This is a genomic window from Neisseria sp. P0021.S006 (assembly GCF_051956895.1).
The window spans coordinates 22561-40970 of record NZ_JBQCWZ010000013.1 but is presented as its reverse complement, the minus strand read 5'-3'; the positions used below and the strand labels follow the sequence as shown (position 1 = coordinate 40970).

The following is an 18410-nucleotide window of genomic DNA, read 5'->3' as shown; positions in this document are numbered from 1 at the left end:
GGGTTTGTTTGCTTACAGTTTGGTATTTAAAGCTGCTAAGGGAAACGCATTATTGCTTGTATGAAGGGCTGCCTTAGGAAAAGACAGTCTGAAAAGGCCATTCTATTTTAGGCCGTCTGAAAAAGATTTGCGTAAGGGCAAGGGTTTCAGACGGCCTTAAGTTTTTTTGAAGTCAAAATCCGATGGTTTAGGATTCGGTTTTTGAGGCCGCATTGGCGAAATAGCGGTTGGATACCGGATTGAAGATGAGGAGCAGCAAAACAGGGTGGAGAATGGATTGAATAATGATTTGTTGAGAACTATAGCTCGCCATATCGCTATACACCATGATTAGCGAAGAGGCCGCTAGCACAATAGCCAGCCAACGGGCAGAACGGTTGCCTGAAAGCAGGCCGACAGCAATAAATACCGGTAAGGAAAGGAGGATGAAGTATAGGGGCATAGACAGCCACCAAGGCAGGAAAGGGAATGCCAAGGCTGCAACCTCTATCAGTAAATCGCCCGAATAAATCGCAAGAGCAACCGTAGTAAAGCAAGTAAGGGCAGTTATGATGAAATAGAGAACGGTGGCGATGGTAACAGGGACTGGACGTTTCATGTAATAAAAGCCTTGGAGGGGATATCGGGGATAAGGATTAAAATCGGTATTGGCCAAACCTTGTTATCGAAGGCGATGGCCGTCTGAAAGCAGGCTATTCGTCTTTCTCAAATGAAGAATGCTTGATAATGGCAGGCTGGAAGACTGCAACCAAATAGAGCATGATAGGAAGGATGAGATACGTAAAAGGAATATCTGCGCGAAATAGTGCAATCAGAAAGGCAAGGTATAAGGTCAGCAGGGCAAGGAAAATAATGCTCTTTTTCCATGTCGCTTGGCGGATTTCTTTTGCAGTTGGCTGCTTATAGCGGACTTTTTTGTGGCAGGTCGGGCATTCTTTAATGCTTTTCAGTCCTTTGAATGCACTACCTCGAATCGGATTGGAGCAATGCGGACAAAAAAATGGGGACGATTTCATTATTTTTTATTGGGCCGTATAAAGTATTGCCCATCCGGAAAAGTGGGTTGGATGGGCAAAGTATATGTTTATTCGTCTTTTTCAAAAGATGAAAGTTTGTTTTGAATCGGGATAATGTAGTAGACGAAAAAGCCGATAACTAATGCCATACTGATATATTGGGGGAATGTACCAAACAGGCTGATCAGTATTGCCGCTACGATGCAGACAACTACTACAAAAATAGCGAAAGGTTTCAGCAAAGCTTTGAAATATTCGCCAACAGGCGGTTTTTTGAATTTGACTTTTTTATGGCAGGAAGGACATTCTTTGACTGCGGCCAAACCTTTAACCAATCCGCCTTGGATCGGGGCATGGCAGTGTGGGCAGGGGAGTGAAGGGTTTAGATTATTCATTGTGTTCAACCTGACTTAGGGTTTGGAAAGGTGGTATCGATGTTGCCGATACCACCGATATTTATCGGAAACAATAGGCTTATTGGGAGTATTTTTTGCCTAAAGCTTCGGCAGCTTTTTGTACTTCTTGATTGGCTGCACGTAGGGTTTCTTGCAATTTTTGAGATTTTTCTTGGAAATCATTGGCAAATTTGAGCGAATCTTTATCTTTGCCGTTGATAGTCAGCTCAGAAGCATGTTTGCCTGCATAAATCATCATGTCGTTGGCAGCACTGCTGACTTGTAATGCACGATCCAGAACTGCTTTGATTTCAGGATCTTTGATGTCGAGGGCAGCTGCGCTCTGATGGAATTGTTCCAGTGCGGCAGTCAGTTTGTTCATCTGCTCCAAAGCTTCTTTTTCTTTATTTTGGTTAGCCAAGTTTTGCAATTCTAGGCCTAGCTGAGTAATTTTTTGAGCTTCTTCACCAGTGGTGAAGTGAATGAATTTTTGCAATTCGGCAAGACCGTCTGGAGATTTTTTATCGGAAATGACGATAGGTTCGGCCAGTTTAGGATCTGCTTCCGGGAATTCGCTCAGAGCTTTTTCGTATTTGTTGGCAGAGCTAGATTCGCTTTGAGCAACTTGTTCTGCCGGTTTGTCGCTGCTGCCTTTATTACCGGAGTCGCCGCAGGCTGCCAGCAGGGAAGCGGTCAAGATCAGCATACCGAATTTGTTTAATACGTTCATATTAGGATTCCTTCTTAAGTTAGGAGAAAATTGGGGGAAATTTGTTTTTATTGATGAGCGTAGATAATTGTTTGTACTTTTGTCCTATTTTATTACAGATTTGTTTATTTTTCTCAAATTAGGTTAAGTGGTATGTTTTTGGAATTAAACGGCGAAGGTGGATGGTTGTAAAATATTGAATATATAATGAAATTAACAAGGGTAATAATAAGCCAGGCTACACTGTTTTGAGCTAAAGTTGATTTTTTTTATTAAGATGTTGTTGATTTATGTAATGGAAATAAAAAAGGCCTTCTGAAACAATAAAGTTTCAGAAGGCCTTTTTGACTGGTTGGAATTAGTTGCCTAAGTCGAATGCTTTGTGCAGAACGCGGGTAGCCAGTTCCATGTATTTTTCGTCAATCAGGACGGATACTTTGATTTCGGAAGTTGAAATCATTTGGATGTTGATGCCTTCTTCTGCGAGGGTGCGGAAGATTTTGGCGGCTACGCCGACGTGTGAACGCATGCCCAAGCCGACTGCGGAGACTTTGCATACGGTGTCGTCGCCGTCGATGTAGGCGGCGCCGATGCTGTCTTGGCGTTGTTGCAGGAGTTCGATGGTTTGTTTGTAGTCTCCGCGTGGAACGGTGAAGGAGAAGTCTGTTGTGCCTTCGCTGCCAACATTTTGGATGATCATGTCGACTTCGATGTTGGCATCGGCAACTGCGCCGAGGATTTGGTAGGCAACGCCGGGTTTGTCAGGTACGCCGCGTACGTTGATGCGTGCTTGGTTTTTGTCGAATGCGATACCGGTTACGGCTGCTCTTTCCATGTTGTCGTCCTCTTCAAAGGTAATCAGGGTGCCGTTGCCGCCATCTTGCAGGCTGCTGAGTACGCGCAGGCGCACTTTGTATTTTCCGGCGAATTCTACGGAGCGGATTTGTAAAACTTTTGAGCCGAGGCTGGCCAATTCGATCATTTCTTCGAATGTGATCGTGTCCATGCGGCGTGCTTCGGGTACGACGCGCGGGTCGGTGGTGTAAACGCCGTCTACGTCGGTATAAATTTGGCATTCGTCGGCTTTGAGGGCTGCGGCGATGGCAACGGCGGAGGTATCCGAACCGCCACGGCCGAGGGTTGAGATATTGCCTTCGCTGCTGATGCCTTGGAAACCGGCTACGATAACGACTTTACCGGCAGCCAAATCGGCACGCATTCTTTCGTCGTCGATGTTTTCGATGCGGGCTTTGGTGTGGGAAGTGTCGGTTTGGAGGGCGACTTGCCAGCCGGTGTAGCTCTTGGCGTCAACGCCGATGTCTTTCAGGGCCATGGCCAGCAGGCCGATGGTCACTTGTTCGCCGGTAGCGAGAACGACGTCGAGTTCGCGCGGATCGGGATGCTCTTGCATTTCGTGCGCCAGTGCGACCAGTCGGTTGGTTTCGCCGCTCATGGCGGATACGACGACTACGATGTCGTGTCCTTCGGCGCGGGCTTTGGCGACACGTTTGGCTACGTTTTTGATGCGTTCGGGCGAGCCTACTGATGTGCCGCCGTATTTATGTACGATTAACGCCATGTTTCGTGCTTTCTTGTGGGGGTTGTCGGGCAGCTTGGTTTGCTGGAAAAAGGGTTATTATTACTATTTTTTACATGGAATTCAAGGATAGAACGCGCTTTTTTGAGTAAATACGCATAAAGGGGTTTGGTTAAAAAAGGCCGTCTGAAAGTTTTCAGACGGCCTTGCTGATTATCGGGCCAAAAGAGCGGCCTGCTGGTGTTGAACCAATTCAGCAATGCCTTTATGCGCGAGGGCAATGAGTTTGCCCAATTCTTCGATGCTGAAGGGTGCGCCTTCGGCTGTGCCTTGGATTTCGATGATTTTGCCGGATGCGGTCATGATGATGTTAACGTCGCTGTCGCAGCCTGAATCTTCTGGATAGTCCAAGTCCAAAAGCGGTACACCGCCCACCACGCCGGCGGAAACGGCGGCAACGGCTTCACGGATGGGGTTTTCGCTGATAAGGCCGTTTGAAAGGAGTTTGTCTACGGCGATTTGCAGGGCAACGTAGGCACCAGTAATGGAGGCGGTACGCGTGCCGCCGTCGGCTTGGATGACGTCGCAGTCAATCAGGATTTGGCGTTCGCCGAGTTTTTCCATATCGACGACGGCGCGTAGAGAGCGGCCAATCAAGCGTTGGATTTCTTGTGTGCGTCCGGATTGTTTGCCCGCGGCGGCCTCGCGGCGCATACGGGAGGCGGTGGAAGCCGGCAACATACCGTATTCGGCCGTTACCCAGCCTTGTTCTTTACCGCGCAGGAACGGTGGGACATTTTCGTCGATGGAGGCAGTGCAAATCACTTTGGTGTTGCCGCACTCAATAAGGCAGGAGCCATCGGCATGGGGGAGGAAATTGGGGGTAATTTTGATGTCGCGCAGGCTGTCGGCGGCGCGGCCGGTGCGGGTGTAGTTACTCATGATGAACCTTTGGGGGGAATAAAAAATAGGTTGCCTTGAATTATAGAGGAATTTGGCACCAAAGGCCGTCTGAAAATCGTCGGTCGGGTGTGTTATAGTGTCCATACTTTCACTCGTATTTGGAAACGGAGTAAAACCATGGCTACAAGACGAACTATTCAAATCCACAGCATGACCGGCTTTGCCAATGCCGCAGGCGAATGCGGAGGCAAGCGGATTAATTTGGAAATCCGCGCGGTCAACCATCGTTATTTGGATGTTCAATTCCGTATGCCGGAAGAATTGCGTTATTTGGAAGGCGCGTTGCGCGAGCAGATTGCCGCGGCTGTGGCGCGCGGTAAATTGGAATGCCGCATCCAGCTGCAGGATGCCTCCTCGGGCGGACAGACTTTGGAGGTCAATCAGGATTTGGTTGCCCAACTGGCGCATTTGAACAAAGAATGGCGCAAGGAACACAATTTCGGCAAGCTGAGCGTGGCAGACGTTTTGCGTTTCCCCGGCGTTTTGGCAGGCCAGGGCGAAGATGCCGAGGCTTTGGCCAAAGGCGTTAAAGATTTATTGACCAGCGCTTTGAAAGAGTTTACAGCCGCCCGCAAACGCGAAGGCAAAAAACTGGGTGAGCACCTGCTGCAACGCCTGGATGGCATGGAAGAGATTGTGGACGCTTTGAACGAATTGTTCCCCAGCCTTCTGCAAGCGCATATGGATAAAGTCAAAACCCGTTTGGCAGAAGCCGTCGGCAATATCGACAACGACCGCTTGCAACAGGAATTTGCTTTATTCATCCAAAAATCCGATGTGGATGAGGAATTCAGCCGTTTGCGCACCCATATCGCCGAAGTACGCCGTATCGTTACCGAAGGCAAGGGCAGCGTAGGCAAACGTTTGGATTTCCTGATGCAGGAGTTGAACCGCGAAGCCAACACTTTGGGCAGCAAAGCCATCGCCGCCGAATGCACGCAAGCGTCGGTTGAACTGAAAGTCTTAATCGAACAAATGCGCGAACAGGTTCAAAATATCGAATAAATCGATAATGAACGGATAAAACAAGGCCGTCTGAAAAGGTTTCAGATGGCCTTTGTGTTGATATTGGGTGGAGTTAGTGTGGTTTGTTTTTAAACATTATTGGATGATGGATTTCCTGTTTCGTTACTGTCATTGCGCACAAGAGTTAATATGTGTTAAATTATGGCAATTATTGTCATGATAAAAACATACAAAGGAGTAAAATATGAACTTTCTGACCGCTATCAGTCGGCAAATGACCCGCTTCACCGCCTTGATTATCGTCCTTGCCTCCATTATCGCCTTTATCGAACCTGCTACGTTTTCATGGGTAAAAGGCGATACTCAAGTCGTTGTACTCGGTATCATCATGCTCGGTATGGGCATGACTTTAGGCAAAGAAGATTATCAAATTCTGGCGCAACGTCCGCTCGATATTTTTATCGGCGCCATCGCCCAATACACGATTATGCCCCTGCTCGCTATCGGTATTGCCAGAGCCTTTGACCTCTCGCCTGGATTAACGCTGGGTCTGGTTTTGGTCGGCACCTGCCCGGGCGGTGTTTCGTCCAATATCATGAGTTTTTTGGCTAAAGGCGATGTCGCCTTTTCAGTCGGTATGACCACCGTCTCCACCGTCCTTGCGCCTGTGATGACGCCGCTGTGGATGACTTATTTGGTCGGACAAACCGTCGAAATGGACGGCTGGGGTATGTTCAAATTTATGTTGCTCGTTACCTTGTTGCCTGTGGTTATCGGTTCTGCCGCCAATATATTGCTGCATAAAAAACACTGGTTTGAAGACGTGCGCGCGATTATGCCTGCTGTTGCCGTTGTCGCGTTTGCCTGCATCGTCGGCGGCGTTGCTGCCGTTCACGGCCACCGCTTTGCTGAATCCGCCTTCGTTATGGTACTCGCCATCGCTGCCCACAACATCGGTGGCTACATCCTCGGCTATTACAGCGGCGCACTGACCGGCATGAACACCGCCAAAAAACGCACTCTTGCCATCGAAGTCGGCGTACAAAATGCCGGACTTGCCACCGGTTTGAGTGCTAAATTTTTCCCCGGTAATGCCGAATCTGCCGTTGCCGCCGCCGTTGCCTGCGTTTGGCACTCTGTGTCAGGAACGGTTTTGGGCAATTTGTTTGCCTGGTGGGACAAGCGTAAGCAATAAGCTGTAAACATTGCCAGATAGCAAAAGGCCGTCTGAAATATTTCAGACGGCCTTTTGATTGCCTTTTATTATCAATGCGCTTTATGCGTCGTGCTGTACACGATTTTGTCCGTTAAAGCCATGGCGAGGGCGGAAATCAGGAAGCAGATGTGGGTAATACATTGCCACATGATTTGTTTTTCCGACAGATTGGCGGCGTTGAGGAAGGTTTGCAGCAGATGGATGGAGGAAATGCTGATGATGGACATCGACAGCTTAACCTTCAAAACCGAAGCATTGACATGGCTGAGCCATTCGGGCTGGTCGGGATGTTCGTCAACGTGAAGGCGGGAGACGAAGGTCTCGTAGCCGCCGACAATGACCATGGTCAGCAGGTTGGCAATCATCACAACATCAATCAGGTTCAATACGGCGATCATGATGGTGTTTTCATCCATGATGCTGAAATTGGATACCAAGTGCCACAAGGATTTGAGGAACTTACAGGCATAAATGACTTGGGCGATAATCAAGCCTATATAAATCGGCAGTTGCAGCCAGCGGCTGGCAAAAATGAAATGCGCGAAGATGCCCATTCGGTCGTGGGCTGTGCGTTTGGTCGGGGTGGAATGTTCCATAAAATGTGTTGTGTGTAGGAAAGATAAGGGGCGGCATTTTAATGGAAAAATTTTTAAGCCGCAATTTGAGCGGTTGAATTTAAAAAGAAAGGCCGTCTGAAAACAGGATATCGTTCCTTGTTTTTCAGACGGCCTTGTAGGTTGTCAGGACAGGCAAATACGCGCAAAATCGCTTTGCTTTTTAGAGATGGACATTATGCTTGCAGATTCGTTTTTTTATTATCTGGTGTTGGTCGGCTTTGCCGCAGGGCTGATGGATGCGGCGGTTGGCGGAGGCGGGCTATTGCAGATTCCCGGATTATTCAACCTATTGCCAAACGCTACACCTGTGGCCTCGGTAATGGGTGTCAATAAATTTGCTTCCTGCTGCGGCACGCTGACTGCGACGGGGCAATACCTGCGCCGAATCCCCGTGCCGTGGAAAATGCTGCTGCCTGCCGCGGTGTTGGCATTTGTCGCTTCATATTTGGGCGCGAAAACGGTGGTGTATTTCCCCGTGCAATACATGAAACCGACGATGTTGGTCATCATGATTGCCATGTGTCTGTACACTTTTTTGAAAAAAGACTTGGGACAGACGGTGCGCACTGAAAAGCTGACGCGCCGCGAAACTTTATGGGGCTTATTTTTCGGCGCGTTAATCGGGTTTTACGACGGCGTGTTCGGGCCGGGAACGGGCAGCCTGCTGGCTTTTGTGTTCGTCCGCTTTTACGGCTATGATTTTTTAGCGGCTAACGCCTCGGCAAAGGTCATCAATTCGACCACCAATCTTGCTGCGCTGACGTTTTTTATTCCGCAAGGCCATGTTGTGTGGGCATGGGCGATACCGTTGGCGGTGGCGAATTTGTGCGGCGGCGTGGTCGGCGCGCGCTTGGCAATGCGCGGCGGAACCAGGCTGCTGCGTTATGGGTTTATGTTGCTGCTGTGCCTGACCATCGGAAAGTTTGCTTGGGATTTATTGGGTTGATATCGAATGAAAAAAAGGCCGTCTGAAAGTTTCAGACGGCCTTTGCGTTTTACAGTTTAACCGAATGCTCGCGCGTTTCGTGGAACACGATGTCCGGCCAGCGTTCCTGCGTCAGGTTTAAGTTGACGCGGTTAGGCGCAAGGTAGGCGAGGTTGCCGCCTGCGTCTATCGCCAGATTGCCTGCGTTAGCTTTTTCAAATTCCGCCAGCTTTTTCTTGTCTTCGCACGATACCCAGCGCGCCGACCAGATGGATGCGCTGTCGAACACGGCTTCTACGCCGTATTCGTTGGCCAGCCGCGAGGTAACGACTTCAAACTGCAACACGCCGACCGCGCCCAAAATCAAATCTGCGCCGCTCATCGGTTTGAAGACTTGTACCGCGCCTTCTTCGCCGAGTTGCTGCAAACCTTTTTGCAGTTGCTTGATTTTCAGCGGATTTTTGATGCGGACGCTGCGGAACAGTTCGGGTGCGAAGAAGGGAATGCCGGTAAATGCCAGTTGTTCGCCTTCGGAGAAGCTGTCGCCGATTTGGATGTTGCCGTGGTTCGGGATGCCGATGATGTCGCCGGCGTAGGCTTCTTCCACCAGCTCGCGGTCGTGCGACATGAAGGTTACCACGCTGGAGGCGGCGATTTCGCGGTTGATGCGCAGATGTTTCATCTTCATGCCGCGCTCGAATTTACCGGAGCAGACGCGCAAGAAGGCGATGCGGTCGCGGTGTTTCGGGTCCATATTGGCTTGGATTTTAAAGATAAATCCGGAAAACTTCGGCTCATCTGGCTCGACCATGCGTACGGTCGCATCGCGCGGTTTCGGCGCAGGCGCCCATTCAATCAATGAATTGAGGATTTCCTGAATACCGAAGTTGTTAATTGCCGAACCGAAGAACACGGGCGTGAGTTCGCCGGCGAGGAATTCGTCGAGATTGAACTCGTTGGAAGCCGCCTGCACCAATTCGATTTCGTCGCGCAACTGTTGGATTTCCAACGGAAAGCGTTGTTCCAATTCGGGATTGTCGATGCCTTTGATGATGTCGAACTCGTGCGGCAGGCGTTCACCGCCCGCTTCAAAGAGATAGATTTCGTCGTTCAGGATGTGGTACACGCCTTTGAAGTTTTTGCCCATGCCGATTGGCCAAGTTACGGGCGCGCAGCGGATTTGCAGGATGTTTTCTACTTCGTCCAAGAGTTCCAGCGAATCGCGCACTTCGCGGTCGTATTTGTTCATGAACGTAACAATCGGCGTATTGCGCAGGCGGCAGACGTTCAAGAGTTTGATGGTTTGCGCTTCCACGCCTTTTGCCGCGTCGATGACCATCAAGGCGCTGTCGACGGCGGTCAATACGCGGTAGGTATCTTCGGAGAAATCTTGGTGTCCCGGCGTGTCCAAGAGGTTGACGGTATGGTCTTTGTAGTCGAACTGCATCACGCTTGATGCCACGGAAATGCCACGCTGCTTCTCGATTTCCATCCAGTCGGAGGTGGCGAATTTGCCGGTTTTCTTGCCTTTTACCGTACCCGCGCTCTGAATCGCGCCTGAAAACAGCAACAGTTTTTCGGTCAGCGTGGTTTTACCCGCGTCAGGGTGGGAGATGATGGCAAACGTGCGGCGGCGGCGCACTTGGTCGAGGATTTCTTGGGACATGGTTTTCTTTGCAAAAAGTTTCAGGCCGCTTTTTCAGACGGCCTGAAGGGTATGGGTGTTGGAAAACAGGCTAAAATAAGGGCGTGTGCGACACGCCCTGCAATAGATTGAAAGATGCGGAATTGTACAAAAAAATGCTTGATAATTCAATGTTTGCACCAAACCAAAGGCCGTCTGAAAAGTTTCAGACGGCCTTGTGCTATGAATCGATGATTAAATATCCATCGGTTTCCATTCCGCGCCTTTTACCGGCGGCAGCCATGATTGCGTACCGCTGGAGGCAAATCCCCACAAGGTGTCGGGGAGGCCGTAATGGTCGGCGCGTGTCGGGTCGAGTTGCGTTTCGATTTCAGCTTCGCGGCCTTCGCGGATTTGCGTGGCGATGTGCGGATTAATCATCACGGTTTTGCCCAAGGCGATAAATTCTGCCCAGCCGGTTTCATAGGCGGCCAAAATTTGGTCGGCGGTAAACAGGTTGCCCACGCCGATAAGCGGCAGTTTGCCGTTGATGCGTTCGTGGATAAACTGCATACGGGTTTGGGCGGTATCGCCGCCGCGACGGATTTTTTTATCAAATTCCCACAGGGAAACGTGCAGATATTGCAGCGGTTTTTGTACCAATGCGTCAATCAGTGCGCCGGTTTCGGTCATGGTTAAGCCGTCTTCGCCCGGCTCTTCGGGGGAGAAGCGGTAGCCGATAATGAAATCGTCGCGCTGGTGTTTTTCTCGGACGGCAACCACGGCATCGACAACGGCCAGCGGGAAGCGCATTCTGTTTTCCAAGCTGCCGCCCCATTGGTCGTTGCGGCGGTTGCTTTGGGCAGAGTAAAACTGTTGGATTAAATAGCCGTTCGCACCGTGGATTTCCACGCCGTCAAAACCGGCACGAAGCGCCAAATCGGCGGCTTGCGCATAAGAGGCGATGAGTGCTTCGACTTCTTCTGCGGTCGCTTCGCGTGCGTGTTCGGCTTCGTTGGCGGAAGCGCTGATTTTGTCGAGACCGTCCAAAAGGTCATCAATGGCTTTGGAACCGCCGTGATGGATTTGCAAAATCGCTTTTGTGCCTTGTTGTCGCAGGATTTGTGCGGTTTCTTTCAGGCTGTCGAGGCAGTGTTCGCCTGTGGCTTCAGGTTGGCCGTGAAAGGCTTTGCCGTCTTTTTGAACCAAAGTGGCGGCCGTGATAAACAGGCCCATATCGCCTGCGCGGTTGCTGAGGAAGGTACGCTCTTGGTCGCTGATTAAACCGTCGGTTTGTGAACCGAAATGGGTCATGGGGGCGACGGCAAGGCGGTTTTTGATGGTTACGCCGTTATTGAGGGTGTATGTTTGAAAGAGTGGGGCGTATTTTGGATTCATGAGATTTTGCTCTTGATAAGTGAATGGTTGGCAGAGGATTGGGCCATTCGGGAATTTATCAAGTAAACAGGCCGTCTGAAAAGTTTCAGACGGCCTGTTTATTCTTTAAGCCTTAGGATTAAAGATTAGGATTAACAATGATTTTTACTGCGGATTCATTGTTGTGGATCAAGCGCTCGAAGCCTTCGGAAATCAATTCGTCCAGTTTGATGCGTTGGGTGATGAAAGGCTCAAGGTTGATTTTGCCTTCTTCAACCAATTTGATGGTTTCGGCGTGGTCGTTGCAGTAGGCGATGGTGCCGCGCACGTCCAGCTCTTTCATCACAACGCTGTGGACGTTGATGGTAGCGGGGTGGCTCCAAATGGATACGATGACGACTTTCGCAGTCGGACGGCATGCTTCGACCATGGTGTCCAGCACTTTGTTGACGCTGGTGCATTCGAATGCAACGTCTACGCCTTCGCCGTTGGTCAGTTTTTTCACTTCTTCAACGACATCGACTTCGGATGGGTCGAGGATGTAGTCGGCCACGCCGGCTTCGCGTGCTTTGTCTTTACGCGCTTTGCTCAATTCGGTGATGATGACTTTGATGCCTTTGGCTTTCAGTACGGCAGCCAACAGCAAACCGATTGGGCCTGCGCCGCCGACCAATGCGACGTCGCCTTCTTTCGCGCCACTGCGTACATAAGCATGGTGGCCGACAGACAGAGGCTCAATCAAAGCAGCTTGGTCCAATGGGATTTTGTCGGAAATAGGGTGTACCCAACGGCGTTTAACGGCAATTTTTTCAGACAAGCCGCCACCGCAGCCGCCCAAGCCGATGAAGTTCATGTCTTTGGAGAGGTGGTAGTTGCTGCCTTCGCCGGTCGGTACGTCGTCGCGGATGATGTAGGGTTCGACAACAACGTGTTGACCGACTTTGATGTCGTCCACGCCTTCGCCTACGGCATAAACCACGCCGGAGAACTCGTGACCCATGGTGACTGGCGCAGACTCGCCGGAGATTGGGTGCGGATGGCCGCAAGGCGGAATGAAAATCGGGCCTTCCATGAATTCATGCAGGTCTGTACCGCAGATACCGCACCAAGCAACATTGATGCCGACAGTACCCGGAGCTACGGTTGGCTCGGGAATGTCTTCGATGCGGATGTCGCCTTTGTTATAAAAACGTGCTGCTTTCATTGTAACGCTCCTTTTTTAAAGTGGAGGCCGTCTGAAAAAGACGGTCAATTGGGGAAAGGGAAGCAGTGTGGCGTGTGAAATGTTTTTATTGATATGTTTTATGTTTGTTATTTTACTACTGATAATATGGAAATGGTTTGTCTTTGCTCAAATTAAAGTTTGTAAATGAAAAAAAAGGCCTTCTGAAATGGATAATCTGTTTTCAGACGGCCTGGGCAATAGTTTGAATGCGTTATGGTGTAGGATTGTTACTTTTGCCGCGCTTCAGATGCTTTTGGTAGGCGATGACGTAATCGGCCTTGCTTAAGCCCGCCAATACGCGGATGTGGGCGGCGGCGGATTTGGACATGGATTCCAAGGTATAGCCGCCTTCCAGCACGGAAACAACACGTCCTTGGCAGCTTGCCGTTGCTTGGACGATTTTGTGCGTCAGCCAGGCAAAATCGGCTTCATGCAGGTTCAGACGGCCTGTTTCGTCTTGTTTATGCCCGTCAAAACCTGCCGAAAGCAACACCAACTCGGGGCGGAAGGCCGTGAGCTTGGGCAGCCATTGTTCGCGGATGGTCGTGCGGAAGATACGGCTGCCTGTGCCTGGTTTGAGGGGCGTATGCAGCATATTTTTATTGCCGGCGTATTGTTCCGCCTGAGGGAAGGGAAAGATATCGGTTTCAAACAGGTTGAAAAACATCACGCGCGGATCGTCTTGGAGAATCTCCGCCGTTCCATCGCCGAAGTGGACGTCGAAATCGATGACGGCGATGCGTTGCAAGCGGTATTGGGCAATGGCGTGCATCACGCCGGTGGCGGTGTTGTTGATCAGGCAAAATCCGCCGGCGCTGTTGCTGTGGGCATGGTGGCCTGGCGGGCGGATGGCGCAAAAAGCATGCCAGGCTTTTTTATTCATCACCATATCGACTGCCTTGACAACGGCTCCGGCCGCAAAACGGGCGGCTTGAAGGGAGTCGTGGCAGATGACCGTATCGTCATCGATGCGGTGGATTTTGCCGGGGAGCGGCTGGGCGGCTTCCAACTCGTGCAGATAGTTGCGCGAGTGGACCAATGCCAGCTGCGCATCTTTGATTTCCGGTGCTTCGGTGGTTTGCAGGCGACGCCAAATGCCTTCTTGTTTTAAGGCAGTTTGAATGGAGCTGATGCGTTCGGGCCTGTCGGGATGGTTAGGCCCCGGCTGGTGCTGTAGGAATATCGGATGCGAAATCCATACGGTGCGGGCGTTTTTGCCAAACAAACGGCGTAGGCGGGTGCTGATGCGCCAAAGGATTTTTTTGAACATGGAACAGTATGTGTCGGACAAGTCGTAAAGACTGCTAAATATGGTTAATAAATACGGAAATACTTGGAAATTTTTCAGACGACCTTTAGAATAGCTCAATTTTACAGTCCAACCAATGTATTTGATTGCAGTGTGCAGTTTTTTACTTAATCTAAAACTTGAAAGAACGGATATATTATGAATCAAGCAGTGGCTCAATTTGCCCCTTTAGTGCTGATCATGGTGGTGTTCTACTTCCTGATTATGCGTCCTCAACAAAAGAAATTCAAAGCGCACCAAGCGATGTTGGCCGCTTTGAAAGTCGGCGATAAAGTCGTTTTGGCGGCAGGCTTCAAAGGCCGCGTGACCAAAGTCGGCGAGCAATTCTACACTGTCGACATCGGTCAAGGTGCGAAAATCGAAGTGGAAGTTGAGCGCAACGCGATTGCCGCGAAAGCCGAATAATCCGTTTTTTTGCAAAAAGCCGCCTCATTTTCCGAGCGCGGCTGTTTGCCTTTATAAATAAAGCAAAGGTTTACCATGAACCGTTATCCTTTATGGAAATACCTGCTGATTGCGTTCACGATTGTGGTTGCGGCTGTTTACTCGCTGCCCAACCTTTTCGGTGAAACGCCTGCCGTACAGGTATCGACCAACCGACAAGCCATCGTTATCAATGAGCAAACCCAGTCTAAAGTGGATGCCGCGCTGAAACAGGCAGGTATTCAGACTGATGGTATGTTCATCGTCGACAACTCGCTGAAAGTGCGTTTCAAAGATACCGAAACGCAACTGAAAGCGCGCGACGTCATCGAAAATACTTTGGGCGAGGGCTATATTACCGCGCTCAACCTGTTGGCAGACAGCCCTGAGTGGATGGCGAAAATCAAAGCCAATCCGATGTTCCTGGGTCTGGACTTGCGCGGCGGCGTGCATTTCACCATGCAGGTGGACATGAAAGCCGCGATGCAGAAAACGTTTGAACGTTATTCCGGCGATATCCGCCGCGAATTGCGCCGCGAAAAAATCCGTACCGGCACGGTGCATCAGACTGAAAACGGTCTGACCGTGCCTTTGCAAGATGCTGCCGATGTACAAAAAGCCTTGCCTCAGTTGCAAAAATTGTTCCCTGAAGCCACGCTGCTGCCGGACGGTAACAATATCGTGCTGACTTTGTCTGAAGAGGCAATCAATAAAGTACGTTCTGATGCAGTTAAACAAAATATCAATACGTTGCACAACCGTGTGAACGAATTGGGCGTAGCCGAACCGGTTATCCAACAATCCGGCCTTGACCGCATTGTCGTACAGCTGCCGGGCGTGCAAGATACTGCCAAAGCAAAAGATATTATCGGTCGTACTGCGACTTTGGAAGTGCGTATGGTGGAAGACGATCCGATCAAACTGCAAGAAGCTTTGAACGGCAATGTGCCGACCGGTTACGAATTGCTGTCAAGCGGTGGCGATCATCCGGAAACTATCTTGGTCAACAAACAAGTTGAACTAACCGGCGACAACATCAACGATGCGCAACCTAGCTTTGACCAAATGGGCGCGCCTGCCGTGAGCCTGAGCCTGGATAGTGCGGGCGGCAGCATTTTTGGCGAATTGACTTCGGCCAATGTGGGTAAACGTATGGCTATGGTGTTGATCGACCAAGGTAAATCCGAAGTCGTGACCGCGCCTGTCATCCGAGCCGCCATTACCGGTGGCCGCGTGGAGATTTCCGGCAGCATGACGACAGCCGAAGCCAACGATACTTCATTGTTGCTGCGCGCCGGTTCGCTGGCCGCGCCGATGCAGATTGTCGAAGAACGTACCATCGGCCCGTCTTTGGGTAAAGAAAACATTGAAAAAGGTTTCCACTCTACCTTGTGGGGCTTTGCCGCTGTTGCTGCATTCATGGTGATTTACTATCGCTTGATGGGTTTCTTCTCTACCATTGCCTTGAGTACCAATATCTTGTTTTTGGTGGGTATTTTGTCTGCCATGCAGGCAACGCTGACCTTGCCGGGTATTGCCGCCTTGGCTTTGACCTTGGGTATGGCGATTGACTCCAACGTGTTGATTAATGAACGTATCCGTGAGGAACTGCGTGCCGGTGTCGTACCACAGCAGGCCATCAACCTCGGTTTCCAACACGCTTGGGCAACCATTGTCGATTCCAACTTGACCTCCCTGATTGCCGGTATCGCTTTGTTGGTATTCGGTTCCGGCCCGGTACGCGGTTTTGCGGTTGTACACTGTATCGGTATTCTGACTTCGATGTATTCATCCGTGGTCGTGTTCCGTGCTTTGGTCAACCTGTGGTACGGCCGTCGCCGCAAATTGCAAAATATTTCCATCGGTTCGGTATGGAAGCCGAAAGCTGAAATGGCAGAAGGCAAGGAGTAAAACATGGAATTATTTAAAATCAAACGTGATATTCCGTTTATGAGCTACGGCAAACTGACGACTTTTATTTCGTTGGTTACGTTTATCGCCGCCGTGTTCTTTTTGGTAACCAAAGGCCTGAATTTCTCCGTCGAATTTACAGGCGGTACGGTGATGGAAGTCCAATATCAGCAGGGCGTGGATGTGAATAAAACGCGCGAACGCCTCGATACGCTGAAAATGGGTGATGTACAGGTTCAGGCCTTGGGTACGAATAAACACATTATGATTCGCCTGCCGAACAAAGAAGGCGTAACGTCTGCACAGCTGTCCAACCAAGTGATGGATTTGCTGAAAAAAGACAACCCTGACGTTACCTTGCGCCAAGTCGAATTCATCGGCCCTCAGGTTGGTGAAGAATTGGTTACCAATGGTTTGATGGCATTGGGCTTCGTGGTGGCAGGTATTATTATTTACTTGTCCATGCGTTTTGAGTGGCGTTTTGCAGTATCCGCGATTATTGCGAATATGCACGATATCGTGATTATTCTCGGCTGTTTCGCCTTCTTCCAATGGGAATTCTCATTGACTGTCTTGGCAGGTATCTTGGCTGTTTTGGGTTATTCCGTAAACGAATCTGTGGTGGTATTTGACCGTATTCGCGAAAACTTCCGCAAGCCGCATATGCGCGGCCACACTGTGCCGGAAGTCATCGACAACGCGATTACTGCAACCATGAGCCGTACCATCATTACCCACGGTTCGACCGAGGCAATGGTTGTTTCTATGCTGGTGTTTGGCGGTGCAGCCTTGCACGGTTTCTCTATGGCGCTGACTATCGGTATCGTGTTCGGTATTTACTCTTCCGTATTGGTTGCCAGCCCGCTCTTGCTGATGTTTGGCTTGAGTCGTGAGAACATTGCCAAAGAAGTGAAGAAAAAAGAAGAAGTTGTAGTTTAATCGCTGCAATGCTGCGATAAAGGCCGTCTGAAAATTGATTGAATCAGTTTTCAGACGGCCTTTTGTATTTAAATTTCAGAATATTTTGTTTTAATGAAACAGGAGGGGATAAATGTGAAAGAAAAAGAAAAAATAGGAACAATATAATTTTGTGATGAATCAAGTTTATTGTCTGATATTCCCTTAATTGCTTGTCAGTCCCAATATTTTAAAACATAATACTTTTGCCCCCGATGCTGGAGTTTTACTACAAGTACATGATTTGCAAAAATCTGTCGGGTGTGCAGACCCTGCCAATCAACCTCAAAAAAGGAAGGCCAAGAATGAAAGTAACCAGTTTCGGCGAAGTGCTGTGGGACGATTTTCCAAACGGAAAGGTATTGGGTGGTGCACCCCTAAATGTTGCTGTCCGTTTGCAGTCTTTGGGTATCGATGCTGTCATCATCAGTCGTCGCGGCGATGATGCCGATGGCGAGGAATTGCTACGTCAAATTCAAAGTAAAAACGTCAATACTGATTATTTGCAGGTTTGTCACGAATGTGCGACCAGCTTGGTGAAAGTACACTTGGACAAGTCTGGCAGTGCGTCTTATGAGATTGTTTATCCTTGCGCGTGGGACAGGATTGCGGTTGATGATGCGGCAATCAAACGTGTGGCAGAATCAGATGCTTTCGTTTTTGGCAGCTTGGCAACCCGCGATGAAGTTTCGCGTAAAAGCTTGGCGGTTTTGCTGAAAGAAGCCAAATTCAAAATTTTTGACGTTAATCTGCGTAAGCCTCATTACGATATTGACCGCTTGCTTGAGACCATGAAACAGTCCGATATGGTCAAACTCAATGATGATGAGCTGTATGAGTTGGCTGCGGCTTACGGTTCTCCTTATCACAGTATCGAACAAAATATCGGCTACCTCGTTGAGCTGACCGGCGTCAAAATCTTGTGTGTGACTTTGGGTAGTCATGGCGCGGTTTTGTATAAGGACGGCGAGTTGTACCGTCATTGCGGTTTCCGCGTCAAAGTGGTGGATACTGTCGGCTCCGGCGACAGCTTTCTTGGTGGTTTGACTTACAAGCTGCTCAATAATGCGCCTCCTCAAGAAGCCATTGCTTTTGCTTGTGCGCTGGGTGCATTGGTGGCTTCACGTCATGGCGCGACGGCGGATATTTCTTTGGAAGAAGTTGAAGCGTTTATGAATCCTGCTTGATATTTTGACAAGAGACATAAAAAGGCCGTCTGAAAACCATTAAATCAGGTTTT

Annotated in this window: 18 protein-coding genes; 7 read left to right on the top strand and 11 right to left on the bottom strand. The window is 49.7% G+C overall.

Going from position 1 to position 18410, the window contains the following annotated elements; genetic code table 11:
• Positions 1-187: 187 nt before the first annotated feature.
• From ACTHUM_RS04580 to rph, 6 genes are all read right to left on the bottom strand, one after another.
• Positions 188-598, bottom strand: coding sequence for a hypothetical protein (locus ACTHUM_RS04580; RefSeq protein ID WP_004519295.1), 411 nt, complete (start codon positions 596-598; stop codon positions 188-190).
• A gap of 94 nt (positions 599-692) precedes the next feature.
• A complete protein-coding gene (locus tag ACTHUM_RS04575; RefSeq protein ID WP_004519296.1) occupies positions 693-1016 on the bottom strand; it encodes a hypothetical protein in 324 nt (107 codons plus the stop codon).
• A 68-nt stretch (positions 1017-1084) separates the two neighbouring features.
• Complete coding sequence (locus ACTHUM_RS04570; protein ID WP_224783368.1) at positions 1085-1411, bottom strand: purine permease; 327 nt, start codon at positions 1409-1411, stop codon at positions 1085-1087.
• A 79-nt stretch (positions 1412-1490) separates the two neighbouring features.
• Positions 1491-2141 (bottom strand): hypothetical protein, encoded by a 651-nt coding sequence (locus ACTHUM_RS04565; protein WP_440361149.1) that lies wholly within the window; start codon positions 2139-2141, stop codon positions 1491-1493.
• A gap of 337 nt (positions 2142-2478) precedes the next feature.
• A complete protein-coding gene (locus ACTHUM_RS04560) occupies positions 2479-3699 on the bottom strand; it encodes an aspartate kinase (RefSeq protein ID WP_004519299.1) in 1221 nt (406 codons plus the stop codon).
• Between the two features lie 171 nt (positions 3700-3870).
• On the bottom strand, positions 3871-4599 hold the full coding sequence (gene rph / locus ACTHUM_RS04555) for a ribonuclease PH (protein ID WP_039861956.1): 729 nt from the start codon (positions 4597-4599) through the stop codon (positions 3871-3873).
• 138 nt (positions 4600-4737) lie between these two features.
• Here rph and ACTHUM_RS04550 point away from each other — a divergent pair, with 138 nt between their 5' ends.
• Positions 4738-5625, top strand: coding sequence for a YicC/YloC family endoribonuclease (locus ACTHUM_RS04550; RefSeq protein WP_283116877.1), 888 nt, complete (start codon positions 4738-4740; stop codon positions 5623-5625).
• A gap of 205 nt (positions 5626-5830) precedes the next feature.
• Positions 5831-6781: a bile acid:sodium symporter family protein gene (locus ACTHUM_RS04545; protein ID WP_004519302.1), complete on the top strand. Its 951-nt coding sequence runs from the start codon at positions 5831-5833 to the stop codon at positions 6779-6781.
• A gap of 71 nt (positions 6782-6852) precedes the next feature.
• Here ACTHUM_RS04545 and ACTHUM_RS04540 read toward each other — a convergent pair whose 3' ends face one another.
• Positions 6853-7398, bottom strand: coding sequence for a TIGR00645 family protein (locus tag ACTHUM_RS04540; RefSeq protein ID WP_004519303.1), 546 nt, complete (start codon positions 7396-7398; stop codon positions 6853-6855).
• Between the two features lie 196 nt (positions 7399-7594).
• On the opposite strand from ACTHUM_RS04540, the gene ACTHUM_RS04535 reads away from it, so the two are divergent.
• A complete protein-coding gene (locus ACTHUM_RS04535; protein ID WP_039862025.1) occupies positions 7595-8365 on the top strand; it encodes a sulfite exporter TauE/SafE family protein in 771 nt (256 codons plus the stop codon).
• Between the two features lie 49 nt (positions 8366-8414).
• Here ACTHUM_RS04535 and ACTHUM_RS04530 read toward each other — a convergent pair whose 3' ends face one another.
• The 4 genes from ACTHUM_RS04530 to ACTHUM_RS04515 form a co-directional block, all read right to left on the bottom strand.
• A complete protein-coding gene (locus ACTHUM_RS04530) occupies positions 8415-10010 on the bottom strand; it encodes a peptide chain release factor 3 (protein WP_070588308.1) in 1596 nt (531 codons plus the stop codon).
• Between the two features lie 213 nt (positions 10011-10223).
• Positions 10224-11366, bottom strand: coding sequence for an NADH-dependent flavin oxidoreductase (locus ACTHUM_RS04525; protein ID WP_049335376.1), 1143 nt, complete (start codon positions 11364-11366; stop codon positions 10224-10226).
• Between the two features lie 118 nt (positions 11367-11484).
• On the bottom strand, positions 11485-12549 hold the full coding sequence (locus ACTHUM_RS04520) for a 2,3-butanediol dehydrogenase (RefSeq protein WP_003745670.1): 1065 nt from the start codon (positions 12547-12549) through the stop codon (positions 11485-11487).
• Between the two features lie 232 nt (positions 12550-12781).
• Positions 12782-13840: a histone deacetylase family protein gene (locus ACTHUM_RS04515; protein WP_049335378.1), complete on the bottom strand. Its 1059-nt coding sequence runs from the start codon at positions 13838-13840 to the stop codon at positions 12782-12784.
• Between the two features lie 177 nt (positions 13841-14017).
• Here ACTHUM_RS04515 and yajC point away from each other — a divergent pair, with 177 nt between their 5' ends.
• The 4 genes from yajC (at position 14018) to ACTHUM_RS04495 (ending at position 18357) form a co-directional block, all read left to right on the top strand.
• Complete coding sequence (gene yajC, locus ACTHUM_RS04510) at positions 14018-14284, top strand: preprotein translocase subunit YajC (RefSeq protein WP_003675720.1); 267 nt, start codon at positions 14018-14020, stop codon at positions 14282-14284.
• 75 nt (positions 14285-14359) lie between these two features.
• A complete protein-coding gene (gene secD, locus ACTHUM_RS04505; protein WP_004519309.1) occupies positions 14360-16213 on the top strand; it encodes a protein translocase subunit SecD in 1854 nt (617 codons plus the stop codon).
• Between the two features lie 3 nt (positions 16214-16216).
• The gene (gene secF, locus ACTHUM_RS04500) at positions 16217-17152 is read left to right on the top strand and encodes a protein translocase subunit SecF (protein ID WP_003686183.1); all 936 of its coding nucleotides are present in this window, start codon (positions 16217-16219) and stop codon (positions 17150-17152) included.
• A 323-nt stretch (positions 17153-17475) separates the two neighbouring features.
• Positions 17476-18357, top strand: a complete 882-nt coding sequence (locus ACTHUM_RS04495) for a carbohydrate kinase family protein (protein ID WP_049330901.1) — start codon at positions 17476-17478, stop codon at positions 18355-18357.
• The last annotated feature ends 53 nt before the right edge of the window (positions 18358-18410 follow it).